At 61.2% G+C, this 14,348-nt stretch carries 15 protein-coding genes and 2 pseudogenes; 8 read left to right on the forward strand and 9 right to left on the reverse strand.

The annotated features are described in order from the left end of the window. The 5 genes and pseudogenes from CXY91_RS30070 to CXY91_RS31095 form a co-directional block, all read left to right on the forward strand. Positions 1–540 (forward strand): annotated as a pseudogene (locus CXY91_RS30070) (hypothetical protein); the annotation flags it as partial. Further along, positions 530–2,140, forward strand: coding sequence for an AAA family ATPase (locus tag CXY91_RS07200; protein ID WP_099503634.1), 1,611 nt, complete (start codon positions 530–532; stop codon positions 2,138–2,140). The pseudogene CXY91_RS30070 and the gene CXY91_RS07200, both read left to right, overlap by 11 nt. Positions 2,141–2,144: 4 nt before the next feature. After that, positions 2,145–2,987, forward strand: coding sequence for an HNH endonuclease family protein (locus tag CXY91_RS07205; protein WP_099503632.1), 843 nt, complete (start codon positions 2,145–2,147; stop codon positions 2,985–2,987). A 2-nt stretch (positions 2,988–2,989) separates the two neighbouring features. Then, the gene (locus tag CXY91_RS31090; RefSeq protein ID WP_199777375.1) at positions 2,990–3,709 is read left to right on the forward strand and encodes a class I SAM-dependent DNA methyltransferase; all 720 of its coding nucleotides are present in this window, start codon (positions 2,990–2,992) and stop codon (positions 3,707–3,709) included. Beyond that, positions 3,621–4,439, forward strand: a complete 819-nt coding sequence (locus CXY91_RS31095) for an HsdM family class I SAM-dependent methyltransferase (protein ID WP_282569370.1) — start codon at positions 3,621–3,623, stop codon at positions 4,437–4,439. Before CXY91_RS31090 ends, CXY91_RS31095 begins: the two co-directional genes overlap by 89 nt. Positions 4,440–5,160: 721 nt before the next feature. Here the strand turns inward: CXY91_RS31095 and CXY91_RS07215 are convergent. Then, positions 5,161–5,352, reverse strand: a complete 192-nt coding sequence (locus tag CXY91_RS07215; RefSeq protein WP_100960002.1) for a hypothetical protein — start codon at positions 5,350–5,352, stop codon at positions 5,161–5,163. Positions 5,353–5,362: 10 nt separating this feature from the next. Between CXY91_RS07215 and CXY91_RS07220 the strand changes: the two are divergent. From CXY91_RS07220 to CXY91_RS07230, 3 genes and pseudogenes are all read left to right on the forward strand, one after another. Then, positions 5,363–5,545: pseudogene (locus tag CXY91_RS07220) on the forward strand (ABC transporter ATP-binding protein); the annotation flags it as partial. 105 nt (positions 5,546–5,650) lie between these two features. Beyond that, positions 5,651–5,968, forward strand: a complete 318-nt coding sequence (locus CXY91_RS31285) for an AAC(3) family N-acetyltransferase (RefSeq protein WP_465246848.1) — start codon at positions 5,651–5,653, stop codon at positions 5,966–5,968. Between the two features lie 223 nt (positions 5,969–6,191). Next, entirely contained in the window at positions 6,192–6,419 is a 228-nt protein-coding gene (locus tag CXY91_RS07230; protein WP_100960004.1) for a hypothetical protein, read from the forward strand. An 88-nt stretch (positions 6,420–6,507) separates the two neighbouring features. Here CXY91_RS07230 and CXY91_RS07235 read toward each other — a convergent pair whose 3' ends face one another. From CXY91_RS07235 to CXY91_RS07270, 8 genes are all read right to left on the reverse strand, one after another. Then, the gene (locus CXY91_RS07235) at positions 6,508–7,320 is read right to left on the reverse strand and encodes a glycosyltransferase family 2 protein (protein WP_091829548.1); all 813 of its coding nucleotides are present in this window, start codon (positions 7,318–7,320) and stop codon (positions 6,508–6,510) included. Between the two features lie 31 nt (positions 7,321–7,351). Next, positions 7,352–8,104: a response regulator transcription factor gene (locus CXY91_RS07240; protein ID WP_100960006.1), complete on the reverse strand. Its 753-nt coding sequence runs from the start codon at positions 8,102–8,104 to the stop codon at positions 7,352–7,354. 375 nt (positions 8,105–8,479) lie between these two features. Then, positions 8,480–9,160 (reverse strand): LuxR C-terminal-related transcriptional regulator, encoded by a 681-nt coding sequence (locus tag CXY91_RS30845; RefSeq protein WP_248307387.1) that lies wholly within the window; start codon positions 9,158–9,160, stop codon positions 8,480–8,482. 255 nt (positions 9,161–9,415) lie between these two features. Beyond that, positions 9,416–10,075 carry a response regulator gene (locus tag CXY91_RS07250; protein WP_248307388.1) on the reverse strand — a complete coding sequence of 220 codons (660 nt, stop codon included), beginning with the start codon at positions 10,073–10,075 and terminating at the stop codon, positions 9,416–9,418. Next, positions 10,072–11,253, reverse strand: coding sequence for a sensor histidine kinase (locus CXY91_RS07255; RefSeq protein ID WP_100960009.1), 1,182 nt, complete (start codon positions 11,251–11,253; stop codon positions 10,072–10,074). Before CXY91_RS07255 ends, CXY91_RS07250 begins: the two co-directional genes overlap by 4 nt. Then, the gene (locus CXY91_RS07260; protein WP_100960011.1) at positions 11,228–11,782 is read right to left on the reverse strand and encodes a methanogen output domain 1-containing protein; all 555 of its coding nucleotides are present in this window, start codon (positions 11,780–11,782) and stop codon (positions 11,228–11,230) included. The genes CXY91_RS07255 and CXY91_RS07260 overlap by 26 nt, the downstream gene beginning before the upstream one ends. A gap of 970 nt (positions 11,783–12,752) precedes the next feature. Next, positions 12,753–13,622, reverse strand: coding sequence for an HAD family hydrolase (locus CXY91_RS07265; RefSeq protein WP_248307389.1), 870 nt, complete (start codon positions 13,620–13,622; stop codon positions 12,753–12,755). Between the two features lie 5 nt (positions 13,623–13,627). After that, on the reverse strand, positions 13,628–14,284 hold the full coding sequence (locus CXY91_RS07270) for a class I SAM-dependent methyltransferase (RefSeq protein ID WP_100960015.1): 657 nt from the start codon (positions 14,282–14,284) through the stop codon (positions 13,628–13,630). Positions 14,285–14,348: the final 64 nt, after the last annotated feature.

Consider the following 14,348-nt stretch of genomic DNA (forward strand, 5'->3'; position numbering starts at 1 on the left):
GGCCTAGAGCGATACCGGGCGTTGCCGTTCCCGACGCCACCTTTGGCGGAGCAGGCGAGGATTGTGCAGGCGGCGCGAGATCGGCTGCGCATCACACAACAACAGATATCAGCCGTACGGACCTCGTTGGCTCGCCTGCCTGATCTCGAGCAGGAGCTGTTCGCTGCGGCCGTGGCCGGAGAACTCGCTCCTCAGGATCCCAACGATGAGCCGGCGTCGGCGCTCGCAATCAGGCTGGGCGGTCCGCCGCAGGCTGTGACCGCGGTGACGACGAAGAGCTCGGGAGGAAAGAATATGCCGCAACGTAAACCACGCCCATCGCGACAGGCGGAGCCAAGTCCTGATCTGACGTCCGTCCTCCGCGAGAATGGCGGGGTTCTTCCCTTGCCGGATCTGTTCGCATTAGCGGGATACAATCGCGACATGCCCGAGCATGTCGAACTTTTCTACCTCGCGCTTCGCGAGGGCATGAAAGGAAGCTTGCGGCTGAGAGGCGAGGCAACCGAGAACGCCGAAGTGGAGATCGTCGATGCGGCTTGAGAAGGTCAGGATCGGCTCCTTCAAAAACCTTCGTGACCTTAACGTCGTCTTCGACGAGCTCTCACCTTACACCGTCCTCGTTGGCGAAAACGGTGCCGGGAAGTCGAATCTGATCGAGGGCCTAGCGCTGGTCTTCCGCAACCTCGATCTCGATGTGGAGGCCCCCTTCGACTACGAGCTGCAATATGAGTGCCGTGACAACATCATATCGGTCAAGGCGAAGGCCGACCAGCATCCCAGCTTTCGGATAAGGCGGCCGGGCGAAGAGTCGTTCGCGGACTTATCCCGCAAGGCCTTCATGGCGGAGGACGCGGATGGGCGGCCTCGCCACCGGCCGGCGTTTGTGTTCGGCTATTACTCTGGGCCGAGTGATCGCCTAACGTCGATCTTCGAGAAGCATCGGGAGCGCTTTTACAGCTGGATCATCAAAGCGCCGGAGCAACGTGGGAAGGCGATCGCTGACCCGAATTCGCTGCGACGGCTGTTCTACGCCGAAACGCTGCACGGCCAGTTCGCCCTGATCGCCTTCTTCATGGAGGCGAGTGAGGCGTCGAAGGCCGACCGCGACTTCCTTCGCGACCACCTGCAAATCGAGGGTCTCGACAGTGTTCTGTTCGCTCTCAAGGAGCCGCCGTGGAAGCGCAAAGGCGGCGATCCGCGTTTCTGGAACGCCGTGGGCGAGGTTCAGCAGTTTCTTGCTTACCTTTACGACAAGGCACTGTTGCCGCTCCGTATGACGCGGCGAATTCCGATCGACTTGACCAAGAACCCGATCGTTCAGAGCTTATACCTGTTCCTCTCCAACACCGACGCGCTGGCCGAAGTTTACCGAACCTACGGCAACCAATATGCCTTCTTCACGGCATTGGAGAGCATGCACCTATCGAAAGTGCTCGGCGAGGTGCGCACTCGCGTCAAGATGACGCCGGAAGCTGGCGGCGGGAACGTGACCTACCGCGACTTGAGCGAGGGCGAACAGCAGTTGTTGCTCGTGCTCGGGCTTCTGAAATTTACCGCGAGGGATGAAGCTCTCTTCCTGCTCGATGAGCCGGACACCCATTTGAACCCCGCCTGGAGCACTCAGTATCTCAGTTTCCTCGACCGTTTCATCCGCGATCGGGACAGTTGCCATATTGTGATGTCGACGCATGATCCGTTGGTCTTCGCTGGATTGAAGCGCGAACAGGTGCGGATTTTTCGGCGTGACGAACAGGGGTGCGCCGTTGCTGACCCTCCTGACCAAGACCCGCGGGGCATGGGCGTCGCAGCTATTCTAACAAGCGATCTCTTCCGGCTGCGCACCACATTGGACCCCGAAACCCAGGCGGATCTTGATAAGCAACGCCTGTTGGCCATGAAGGAGAACCTCACTGATGACGATCAGGCCGAACTGGCGCGGCTGCGGGAGGTGCTGCGCGGGCGCGGTTTCGACCTGACGCAGCGCGATCCACTTTATCAGGAATTCCTGAAGGCCTGGACTGCCCAGGAGGACCCTCGCTGGCGCGAGACTGTGGAACTCACCCCTGAACAGCAGCAGGCGCGGAGCCGTTTAGCCGCTCGCATCGTCGAGGAGCTGCGTCGCGAGCAGGGCATGTCGTAACGCGATGCAGTACATTAATTTGGAAGATATCCTGCCCAACATCCGGCATCTGCTCGCCGATCTGCAAACGGCGCAAGACCTCATCATGGCCGAAGCCGACCCCCGCCGTCGGGCTGCGCTCATTGAGGCAAACCAGAACCGGTGGACTGCGTTGCGCGACGCCTTCGAGGGCGCGTCGGGCGGCAAATGCTGGTACACCGAGTGTGAGAGTCCTGGCGCGGACAACGACATCGACCATTTCCGGCCGAAGGGGAAGGTAAAAGAGGACCGGCGTCATCCCGGCTACTATTGGCTGGCCTTTGACTGGCGCAACATGCGGTTGAGCTGTCAGCGAGCGAACCGGCCACGGATTGCTCCGGGCGCCCGCGTTGCCGGCGGGAAATCGACCCATTTCCCGCTTCTCGCGACCGGTGTACGCGCAACCGAGCCAGGCGACGACATCCGTCTTGAGCATCCGGCTTTGCTGGATCCCACCGACCCCGGGGATCCGATTTTGCTGACGTTTTTACCGAACGGCGAGATCGATCTGTCTCCGCAGTATCGCGGAAATGCTGTCGCTGAAGCCAAGATCGCCGCCAGTCGATTGGGCCTGCACCTAAACTGGCCAAAGTTCGTGGAGGGCCGCATGACGCTCTACAACATTATTGAGCGCGACGTGGAGCGCGGCAAGCGAGAAGCGCCGAACGACTACCTTGGGATGCCGCAAGCCTCGCAAGCCTTCAAGGATGTGATCGGTGACCTCAAAAGGCGGCTGAACCCGAGGGCGCAGTACGCGGCTGCGGCCAAGGTCTACGTCGAATCGTTTCGTGATATTTGGTGGATTAACGACGTGGTGTTGAAGCTCTGATTATGGTGGGAACCCAGCAACGCGCCGATGGCGCACAGAACATTGTTCGTCGCCTCTGGCAGTATTGCAATATCCTGCGGGATGATGGCTTGTCTTACCCAGATTATGTCGAGCAGCTTACTTATCTGCTGTTTCTCAAGATGGCGGACGAGCAAGCGGGTGAGATGGTCCCAAAGGAGCTCTCGTGGGGCGTTCTTGCCAGCCTTGATGCGGTCGAGATGCACGCGCATTACACCCGTATTCTGCCCGCCCTCGGTGAGCTGGGAGGAATGCTGGGCCTGATTTTTGGCAACGCCAAAAACAAGATACGCGATCCCGCAAAACTGCGGCTCCTCATCGTTGATCTGATTGGCCAGACGGAGTGGACAGGCCTATCCGATGATCTGAAAGGGGACGCGTACGAGGGGCTGCTTGAGAAGAATGCACGCGACACCAAGAGCGGGGCAGGCCAGTATTTCACTCCGCGCCCCTTGATCGAGGCCGTTGTCGCTTGTGTGGATCCGCGTCTGGGCGAAGTCATCTGTGATCCAGCGTGCGGCACAGCCGGATTTTTGCTCGCGGCTCACGACTACCTCCGAGAGAATAATCCCGAAAATGACGCCGCGGCAACGCAAACAGCTTGCCACCAAAGCGATCCGCGGGGTCGAACTCGTCGAAGAGGTTGCACGGTTAGCCACGATGAACCTGCTGCTGCATGGCGTCGGCGGCAATGCCGAAGATGAGCTGCCGATCGCGTGCGAGGACAGCCTGAAGGCACCACCAAAGATGCAGGTCGATGTGGTGCTTACGAATCCCCCCTTCGGCATCAAAGGCAGCGTGACCTATTCACAAGGGAAGTCGTCCCGGGTCGACGACAGCCTTACTATCGTTCGCCCCGACTTTTGGGTTCAGACCGCCAACAAGCAGTTGAACTTCATGCAGCACATCGTGGCGCTGCTGAAACCGGGCGGCCGTGCGGCGGTCGTCGTGCCAGACAATGTTCTCTTTGAGACCGGTGCCGCAGCATCGGTTCGCCGCCGCTTGGTTGAGACATGCCGGCTCCACACCATCCTGCGGCTTCCGCCGGGCCTGTTTTATGCCGCGGGCGTTAAGTCAAACGTCGTCTTTTTCGACAAGCCGGTTCGCGCCTCCGGCGGTCCTGCGGAATCGATCTGGGTCTATGACCTTCGGTCTGACAAGCGCTTTTCGCTCCGTACCAAGCCGCTGCAGGCTGAAGACCTTCGCGAATTCGTAACGCTGTTCAAATCGGATCATCGGGAAAGCGGCGATCGGCACCGGCAATTTGCGACGTCTCACGTCCTCGCGAACGCTGACTGCCGGCTCGATCTTACGTGGAGCGCGACTGGGGCGGCGCAACGCACGCCCGGCCTCGCTCGTCTCGATGAGCTGTCGGAGTTGGTCGCTGATGATCTCCGGCGGGCGCTGGAACTCATCACTAAGGCGAAGGCTTGAATAACGACCATCGCCTCGTTCCGCCTTTAGGTCCCCGAGTTTCGGCAGCATCGATGTCGCGGGTTATGCCGAAGCGATCGCGCAGGATCGTGCCTTCATCGACAGCGCAAACGGCAACTAGCCGGACGATCCGAAGCGGCTCGCCCATCGGATCGTCGCGCTTGCTGCGCAGTTTGAGCCGCCATCGCGGCTCGTGTTCGGTGACGCCCTGCAGTGGGCGGCGCAAAGCTCGAGTAATGCAGCAGGAGATTCTCCAATCCGCCAATGATAACTGACAGGTGAGGCCGATAACCGCTGTTGAAATGCCGGACTCAGCGAAGGCCAGCAATCCGGTATGCCGCGGAGCGGAGGAAAACGACATACATTGAACAGTTTAGCGGCGGCTGACGGTATAGTGGGGCGGAGGATGTAAGGGAACAGTCGTACCGGGGCGTACAGGCGGCGGGGGGTGCGAACGCGGTCAGGAGGGGAGTTGGCTTTCCGTGCGCCGCGATAGACCGCGAAGGATCAAATTCCGGAAACCAACCAAAAAGACCAGTGTTTTCAATAGCCGGTGTTTTTGACGGTGTGCCTGACGGTATAGAGAACGTCGGAAAATTTTTTTGCGCGCAATATCAATTGGTTATGGTACTAGGAAATAATCGAGTGGGAATGATTTTTGCCACAAGCCAACCATGAACGAGCCTGAACCGGCCGCTCATGGGGGCATGCCAAGCGGGCTTTAGGCTTCTGGCGTCGCAGGGCGCTTTGCCTGCCGCTTCGCCCAGCTCGGCCGAACCATATCGAACCGATCCGTCGAGCGCAGATACCCCCCGCTCGCGTGCAGGCGGGCAATGAGCTTCAGCCCTGGCGTGTCGATGTAGCGGCGCTCGGGATCGATGACGAAGCGGTCGTCGATATGGGCATTGAGCACCCTGCCGATCACGATGCGCGAGCTCGGCGTCTCGGTGTTGCTGGTCGAACAGAATGCCCGCGCCGCGCTCGAGACCGCCGATTACGGCTATGTGCTGGAGACCGGCGAGATCGTCCAGCAGGGCAAGGCAGATACCTTGATCCACGATCCAAAACTCATCGCCGCCTATCTCGGGGGCGGCGAGGGGCACTGAGCCGTTGCGCCGGCTTGCTTAGGCTATTGCCGGACTGTGCGAATGCGCGCTCGCATGATTGGTGCCGGGCTGATGGCGAAGGGCAGCGGGATCTCGCCTGGCCGGATGCCGGACGACCCAAGAAGAAGGCATCGCCAGAAGCGCAAGGCCAGTCACGGTGGCAAGCCTTGGGAAAGATCTGCTGTCGCTGGGCGCGCCCCTGGGGGCACGCTTCTCGTGTACGCCTCCCTCCGTTCTCTAGGCTGGGGGAATGGCGGACCGGTCACCGTGATCCACGCTCTGCTTACGGCAGTGGGGGCCGAGGGCACAGCCTTCCGCCTTGCCGAGCATTGGGCTTGGCCCGACGGCCGAGGATCATCGAAGGCGCGCCTTGGATGCGCGACGGACAGCGGCAATGGGTCGCCTTCGACATTCCGAGCGTGATGGACGGCGATGCGTTTCGGCTGGTCTGAGCGAGCGCGCTGCGATCGGGATTGGCCACTGCGATATCCTCTGCGCTTATGGCGCGCGAGGCGGTTGCTGTGCTGTACGCCGGGCCGCTGCGGTAGTCCCGAATGGTCGGCAGAGATACCTTCCTGCCTCCTTGCCGATGCCTGCGTTGGCGCTAGCGTGACCTACGGAAGCCATTCGCCGATAGGCGGTTCAGATGGTCATCACGTTCGTCAGTCTAGCGGCGGCCCATCTGCTGATCGCGAGCCTGATCGCGCTCAATTCGGTTCTTGAAGCCGAGCGTGAGCGGCTCACCGCCAAAGACATCCTCATCGTTGCTCTGGTCTGCGCCATCTGGCCACTCGTCGCCTGTGTCCTGCTGCTGACACAAGGACGACGGAAGCTTGATCCTGGGCAGCGCCAATGTCAGCCCACGATGCGCTGACGCTTCAGCGCCGGACAACCGACACCCCGGCGGACTGGCATGGCCCGTCGGAATGTGGCTTGCCTGAGCAGCCTGGTGACCGGGCGGGTCAGAAATGCGCTTTCGGCTGAAGCCTCAGCGTCGCACGCGTCGTGTCGGCCATCTTCGACAGCATCCAGTCGGGATTGCCGAGGTTGAAATAGGCCTTCAGCAGCACCCGCCAGAACAGGCGTTCCGCCTGCGATGAAGGTCCGTGCTGGGCGTAGACCCGCGCGCATTCGGCGGCGGTACGGCTGCCATGGATCGCACTGTTGTTGACGCCCGTCCGTCGGAAGCAGGCGATCGGCTGGGTCATCCGGCCGTAAGGCTCCTTCGCCAGGGCCCGGCAGAACATGTCGTAGTCGCCGGCGTCCCGGTAGGCGATGTCGAACCCGCCCAGTTCCTCGAAAAAGGTCCGGGAGAAGTAGGTCGCCATGTGCATGATCGGATTCCAGCCCAGGCAGACAAGCATCGCCGGCGTCATCCAGTTCGGAGGCGCCGCGAGCCCGCCGAGGCCATGTCCGTTCGAATCGATCCATCGGATCGCGCCGACGACCCAGCGCCGCCGGCTCTTGCGGTAGGCGTCGACGACCGCCGCCGCCGCGCCCGGGAGCATCACATCGTCGGCGCCCAGGAAGCCCAGCAATTCGCCCGAAGAATTGAACGAGCCCTTATTGATGGCGTCGAAGATGCCGCTGTCCTTGCCCTGCATCACCTTCAGCCCATAGCTGCGCGCGAGCTCCACGGTCCCGTCGGTGCTGCCGCCGTCGACGATGACATGCTCGATCTCGATCCCGCGCGTCGCATTGCGGCGCGCGGATTCGATGCATTCCTTGAGATAGTCGACGGCGTTCAGCGTCGGGGTCACGATTGTCACGATCATTGGCGCAGTTCCGCTGCTGGAGCCGGTGCGGTCAGACGTGCCGAGGAGCGGAAGCCATGTCGGGCCTCGCCTGGATCATCGGCATCGGCGCCGCTTCCGCGGTGTCGGCCTCTTCGACGACCGGAATCCGGGTTACCGCGTTCTGCATGGCCCACATCGCCGCCTGGGTACGGTTCCTGACCCGGACCTTCCGAAGGATCGCCTTGACGTGCACCTTCACGGTGGCTTCGGCGATCTCCAGCTTGCGTGCGATCACCTTGTTGGACTCGCCGAGCATGAGCCCTTCCAAGATGCTCACCTCGCGGACCGAAAGCCCCTGGAACGGGGAGCCGTCAGCCCGGCGCTGCACGCCCTGCAGCAGGCGCTGCGGCTCGACCGCGACCTCGGAGAGCTGCGACAGCAGCTCGGGCGGGAACACTGCGCCGTTGGCGATGACGACTTCGAGCGAGGTAATGAGATCTTGTGCCGAGACGGACTCGACGAGATAGCCGACCGCACCGAGCTGCATCGCGCGATGCATCAAATCCCGGCTGCCGCGGAGGGCGAGCGCTACGATCTTGGCGCTCTTGAACTGTCGCTTGATGTCGCCGACGATGGAGCAGGACATGTCGTCGATCACGACGATGAAAAGATCGGGCGCCTGCTGGCCGTTATCGTATCGATGCAGGTCGAGACTGGTGGTTCTCTGGCTTACGTGGAAGCGAGCGCCATCCAACAACTTGGTTATGCCTTCGCGCAGAAGGGCATTGTCGCTCAGTACAGCGGTCTCGATGATGTCTGACATCGGTACTTCCCTCTTACTCGACACAAAACTGGGGTGGCGGATGCAGCCAGGCGCATGTCGCCCAGCCGCACCAGCGGAGGTATTCCGTAGCGCTGTTTGAGAAATTCCGAGATGAAGCAGGCAGTGACTAATCCAAAACGGCCACAAAGTGACACTGAGGGATGCAAGCACCCTGAATGTCATCGTTAATAATTAGTTCATTCGGATGTAGTCGTCTTGTCAGGAAAAATACGATCCCGTCAGGAAAAGCCTTACACGCGACCTGCGACAAAGCGTCCGATTTCACCAGCTTGGCTTGCAAGCCGGGGAGGGGATTGTCTTTAGGTTGCCGTAGAGGAAGCCGCTGATGCTCGGCCGCTTTCCGCGCGAGCCGTTTCAGCCGGTCGGATCGGTCTTGAGGATGCGGATGAGATCCTTGGCCAGCACGGCCGCCTCGGTGCGATTGCGGACGTTGAGCGTCCGCATCAGTGCGGAGACGTGGATCTTGGCCGTCGGTTCCGCGATATGGAGGGCCTGGGCGATCTCCCGGTTGGAGAGCCCGTCCGCAAGCAGCGCGAGGACATCCCGCTGCCGGCGCGTCAGCCCGAACGGATCCTGCTGAGAGCTGGTCCGGCGCTGCGGCGCCTCGCGAGAGCGGTAGGCCTCGGCGGCCGAGCCGAACGGGGTGAGGCCGCGTGGCACCGCGAGGCGGCCGGCGATCACCTCCTGAACCGCTTCGATGATCTCGTCGTCCCGCTGCAGCTTCGAGATGAAGCCGTGGAAGCCCTCCGCGATATAGTGGAGGACCTGGTCGAAGGTACCGTTGCCCGAGATGACGACGTAGCGTGTCGTCGGGGAGGCCCGCTTGAAATCCCAGATGATCGCCGGATCGGTGGATCCCGTCAGGCCAAGGCTGACCAGCACGAGATGGATAGGCTGTTCTTCCATCAGGTTGCGCATCAGGCCGTCGAAGTCTTCGGCTTCGAGGAGCTCGGCCTCCGGCAACGCGGCCTGCAGGATCGTACGCAGACCCGTGCGGTAGAGCGCATGTTCGTCGGCAACGAGAATCCTTGCCATGGTCGTGCCGCCGCTCTGGTCGTTTTTTCGGTGGGGACGCGGCCGCAATATCGGGCTCCGCCGTTCGAAGGCGGTTCCCGAGCGCAGGCCCCTATCCCCGGCCTGTCGTAGCGGGAACGGCTGTTCAAGTCGCGACGCTCTTCGGGAGATGCCGTTACGGGAGCTTGGCCATTATTGTGTCAGTCAAGCCAAGCTGAGTACTCCTCACAGGAGCAGGTCTGGCAATTCAACGCGCCAATGGCTTAGTCAGTATCGTCAGACGTCGAGAATCCAGCCATGGCTGGCGCCGTATCTGATGATGTCGAGACGCGAGTGTAGCATCAGCTTCTTGCAGGCCCTGTAGCGGTAGGTCTCGACCGATTTGATGCCGAGGCCGATGCGTCGGGCGATCTCCTTGTTGGAGTGGCCGACCGCAGCCAGTCGCAGGACCTGCATCTCGCGATAGGTCAATGTGTCGCTCGCGGTCGCCGTGCTGACGCCGGCTGCCGGACACAGCTTGCGGATCCATTCCGAGCGGAAATCCTCCAGCTCGGAATCGATATAGACCCCGCCGCTCAGGACCGTCCTCAACGCCTGGGCCACCTTGTCGCTCGCCGATGCCTTGAGGACGTAGCCGCGAATGCCGGCCCGCAGCGCCTTCTGGACATAGCTCGGCTCTGCATAATGGGTCAGCATGACGATCAGGGTTTCGGGCAGTTCTTCGAGGATGCGCTCGGCCAGCGTCAGGCCGTTCATGCCGGGAAGCCCCATGTCGAGGACAGCAAGATCCGGTCGTTGACCGCGCACGAGCGCGAGCGCCTCGGCCGCGCAACTCGCCTGTCCCACCAGCTCGAAATCCGGCTGGCCGAGCACGAGAGCCTTCAGTCCGGCCAGAACGACCGGGTGGTCGTCGACCAGGATGATCCGCGTCGTCACGAGGAGACGCTCCGCGGCACGACGCCGGTCAAGGGAGCGACCGCGGTGACGATAGTGCCCTTGCCGCAGCGGGGCCCGATACCGAGCGTACCGCCGACATCCGCCATGCGCTGGCGCATGCCTGGCAGCCCGATGCCGGTCTGGAGCCCATCTCCCGGCCGCTCGGGCTGACTTCGAAGTCCGATGCCGTCATCGGCTATGCTGAGCGAGACCGAACTCCTCGCGAAGTCCAGCACGACATCGAGCTTTCGCGCGCCGAGTGCATGTTTGAGAGTGTTGGTCAGAGCTTCCTGCGCCACCCGGTAGAGTGTGTCCTCGATGACGGCAGGCATCGGGTCCGGCTCGGCCCCCTTCTTCCTGAAACAGAGCTGGAGCCGCCCATCCGCTGCGAACGACGCCGCCATGGCCTCGATGGCACGGCTGAAGCCGAGTTCCTCGACGATGCGTGGTCGACCGCTGACGACGGCGTGATGGATCTTGCGCCCGACCCCGGTGACATGCTCGACGATCTCGTCGAGGCGCCGTCTTGCAAGTCCCTTCGTGCTCTCCTGCAAGGCTCTCAGCTCGATGAGGACCCGGGCCATCTCCTGCCCGGTATGGTCGTGCAGGTCCCGTGCTATGCGCGCGCGCTCGTCGGCTCGGATGTGGTTGAGTTCATCCTCGAGCCGGTGCGTCCGCGCCTCCACGATCCGCAGCGCCTCGGCAACGAAGCAATATTGCTCGACCAGCCGGAGGCGGTCGCTGCGCAACTCGTCGAATTGCTGCATGGCAAGGCGACGCTGCCGCTCGGCCGTCAAGCGTCTCATCCGCTCCGCAGCTGCCGAGAAGCGCGGGTCGAGCAGGGGGAAGAGCCGCAGGAGGAGCGTCGCCGGCTGGCTCTTGCGCCGCGGGATCAGGACATTGCCGAAGCAGCGGTAGTCGCCGGGGCCGTCGGGACCATTGAAGCCGACCCTTTCGATCAGGGGCTGGCGCGAGCCCGAGCAGGCGAGGAGATAGGTCCGCAAGGCATCGACCCGGCTCCCGCAGATGTCGAGCAGCGACGTGGCTGCTCGGCCGGGGGCAAGCAGCTGGCTGGCGGCGCGATTGAGCGCACGGATGCTTCCGTCGGTCAGGGCGATGACCGACGGCTCAAGATAGACCTCGAGATCCAGCTCATGCCGAAGCTGCAGATGCATCATCTCGGTAATATTCCCTCGTCCCCGGGCCCGGCTCGATCCGCTTCAGATGGAGGACCACGCGGCATTCAGCCGCCCCCGAGGCAATCGTCTCCTCCAGATCGACCGCGGCGTACCCGACTGCGTTGGCGGTCAGGCGGCCGAAGATGTTCGATGTCAGCATGCACAGTGAGGGACGGTTCGCTGCCGCCCGGCCAAGCGGGCACGCGCAATTGCTGAACACGACCCTGTCCTCGTCCTGCTCGACGATCGAGAATGCGCCGCCGGCGCGGTTTTTCAGGTCGATCAGGATCTCGAGCAGTTGATCGCGGTTGAGACGCTGGACACCGAGTGCCGTCTTGTACTGTTTCTCGATACCGGTGCCCAGGCGCGCGGCGATGCCGCTGACATAGGCGCAGGCGTCTTCGACCCCTGCAATGCTTTCCAGCAGCTCGGCCATGTCGGCCACCAAGATGTTGAAAAGACCATGATGATCGAAGTCGATCTCGAGAGCGCCGATACTCGGCGAAATATTGGAGACGGATGGAGTCACGCTCGCTAGCCCCCTGAATTGACACCCGCCCCAGGCGATCATTCTTTGCACGCAGCTCTGTACGAGGCTGCTGATCCGCGAGGGAGGTTAGACCAAGAGCCTTTCTCCGATTGGATTCGGGAAGGAATAGTTCAGAAACTTATCTCTTGGATCAGAGACGTGTTTCTTGGTGTGTTTCTCTTTTTGTATCTATAAATCGTTTAGCGAATGATATTTTCTGCAAAATAACAAAATTGAGTTCAAGACAAGACGTATTAGAGAGTTATCGTTTACAACATGAAATCCATTTCCAGGCCCGTAAAATATCGAAACAACCGGTTCTGTTGGGGCAGTTCGTCTCAAATTTTGCGTGGATTTTTATGGTGGATATACGGATAAAAAATACAGGAGAGCAGCGGTCATTCAGGCGTCGAGAGAACGGATCGTACAGGCCATCTCAGGTTGGGGTACTTATCTTCAGGGTGATGATAGCACATTGTCGGCGTTTGTCTGCCCAGATTCGTGGATGTATTTCCAAAACGGCTTCTTTGAACTATGAATTCTAACATAAGTTGTATCCGCGATTCTGTTTCGAATTTTAGACAGCTGGGGTTGCCGCCTGCGGGGACGAATAGACAAAGAAATATGAAAATATTATTCAAATATATATATTATTTTAATATTTGAAATAAGATTCAAACAATTTGCAGGTGATTGTTGGAGATAGGAAATAAGCTTAGAATCTATAATCAATGATAGTTCAGACTAGATATGGCTAATTTTCGTTTATCTAAAATGATTCGTATCTGTAGGAATGATGGCCGGTCGCCAAATCATCGTCCTGGTAATAATTTCGTGATCGGTGCGTCCAGACGCACGATTCCGTGGCGAAAACGTCGCGCAAGGCGTCGGCGTGCTTGGTTGCCGCCGGGTCAATGTTGACGGCTGTTCACATTTGTCAAGATGTTGGCCGCAACCAAATTCCGTTGCGTCACTCGGCGGGCAGGTTCGGCAGGCTGATGTGCCGAGGACGAGGCTGCGAGATCAGCTTGCGAAAGCGCCGCCAGGCGAAGGGCAGGAAGCTCTGCTCGGCGTGATCGCGAGGCGTGCGCAGCACCAGATCCGGGTCGATCAGCATCGCTCCGCCGGTCAGGGCGGCGAGGCGGCGGTTGAAGACGAGATGCTCGCAGATGATGGGGCCTGCCTGACGATAGCTGCCGAGACGATACGTCTCGGCGCGATAGAGGCACAGGCCGTTGAACGTCGAGGCGCAGGAGATCTCGCGATCGGAGGTGAGGGCGCGCTGGTGCGGATAGATGCGTGAGCGGAAGAAGCGGTAGTATTGCACGATCCCTGACCGATTGATCGCAAGCTCGTCAAGTAACGTCGTGAAGGACCTGTGCTCGTCTTCGTAGGCCAGGAGATCGTAATAGTGTGGGCGAGAGCTTGCCGATACGCCGAAGACGCCCGGCCGGTCCAGTTTCGCGGCAGCGGCGAGCAGCGCCGGAATGGAGGGCGGCACGGCGATGACGTTGTCGATGTCGAGCACGCAGACGACACGGGGTTCGAGGCCCGATGCTTCGAGCTCGCTCTTGAGCCGCTGTCGGCCGAGCGCCATCCGCCTCAGCCGCTCCGGCTCGCTTGCCATGAACGCGGTCGGGACGAGGATAAGCTCCCCGCGCCTCTGGGCCTGATCGAGCAACGCCTGCGTTCCGTCACGCGAGCCGTTCTCCCCGACAAAGGCGGCAACGCTCGAGCCGCTGCGCCTCAGCGTTTGCAGCAGCTCCAGAAACGGCGGGATCGTGGCTGCACAATCCTTGGCGAGGGCCAGGAATGCGAAGTCCGGCCGGGGGTTCCCCACCTGTCTCACCTGGCGGGAGCCCTGATGGCGATCAGCGATTTCGGCAGGAACAGGACGTTCTCGGTCAGGATCTCCGCGTCCGGAAAGAGTTCGGCGAGTTGGGCCCGGTCAAGCATCGTGGTGCCTTCGACGATCTGCATCGCCTGGTCGAGGGAGGCCGCCTTCGCGTAGAAGCCGCGGGCCTTGCTCGACACCATCCGCCGCTGCAGCGGTTGCGGCAGCCAGTGCATGATCGGCGCGTTGCTGTGCGGATCGAGCGGAAACCAGAAGTTCGGTGTCTGCACGTAGTAGTTCGGTGCCAGCCGTCTGATCTCGGCTGCGACGCGCTTCATGTCGGCCCAGCGCCCGACATGCTCGATCAGCGAGTTGGAATGGACGAAGTCGAAGCTCTGGTCGCCGAACGCATTGACGTCGCGCGCGTCGCCCTGGACGACATGGAAGCGCGGATCGGGCGAAGGGGGCTTGGCTTCGATGTTCAGGAGCGAGATCTCCACGCCCGACGGCGGCAGGTCGAACTGCCAGTAATCGGCGTCCCCTCCGAGGTCGAGGATGCGGCAGACCCCCCGCTTCTCGATCACCGCGTCGATGATCGGGCGGACATAGGTCTTGAACCGTTCTTCGCGGAACTGGGAGCGGCGGAACGAGCGCGGAATCATGTTCATGAGCTCTTCGCCTCGCGATGATCTACCGGTTCCGGTGCGCGATCCTAGCGCCAGGCGTTCAGCC

The sequence above is a fragment of the Allobosea sp. FBZP-16 genome (genome assembly GCF_002831785.1).
Taxonomy (GTDB): domain Bacteria; phylum Pseudomonadota; class Alphaproteobacteria; order Rhizobiales; family Beijerinckiaceae; genus Allobosea; species Allobosea lupini.

What these genes read in the sequence shown, in the direction of transcription:
- CXY91_RS07200 (WP_099503634.1), top strand. Translation starts at nt 530, where the DNA reads ATGCGGCTTGAGAAGGTCAGGATCGGCTCCTTCAAAAACCTTCGTGAC.
- CXY91_RS07205 (WP_099503632.1), top strand. Translation starts at nt 2,145, where the DNA reads ATGCAGTACATTAATTTGGAAGATATCCTGCCCAACATCCGGCATCTG.
- CXY91_RS31090 (WP_199777375.1), top strand. Translation starts at nt 2,990, where the DNA reads ATGGTGGGAACCCAGCAACGCGCCGATGGCGCACAGAACATTGTTCGT.
- CXY91_RS31285 (WP_465246848.1), top strand. Translation starts at nt 5,651, where the DNA reads ATGCCGGACGACCCAAGAAGAAGGCATCGCCAGAAGCGCAAGGCCAGT.
- CXY91_RS07230 (WP_100960004.1), top strand. Translation starts at nt 6,192, where the DNA reads ATGGTCATCACGTTCGTCAGTCTAGCGGCGGCCCATCTGCTGATCGCG.
- CXY91_RS07235 (WP_091829548.1), bottom strand. Translation starts at nt 7,320, where the DNA reads ATGATCGTGACAATCGTGACCCCGACGCTGAACGCCGTCGACTATCTC.
- CXY91_RS07240 (WP_100960006.1), bottom strand. Translation starts at nt 8,104, where the DNA reads ATGTCAGACATCATCGAGACCGCTGTACTGAGCGACAATGCCCTTCTG.
- CXY91_RS30845 (WP_248307387.1), bottom strand. Translation starts at nt 9,160, where the DNA reads ATGGCAAGGATTCTCGTTGCCGACGAACATGCGCTCTACCGCACGGGT.
- CXY91_RS07255 (WP_100960009.1), bottom strand. Translation starts at nt 11,253, where the DNA reads ATGATGCATCTGCAGCTTCGGCATGAGCTGGATCTCGAGGTCTATCTT.
- CXY91_RS07270 (WP_100960015.1), bottom strand. Translation starts at nt 14,284, where the DNA reads ATGAACATGATTCCGCGCTCGTTCCGCCGCTCCCAGTTCCGCGAAGAA.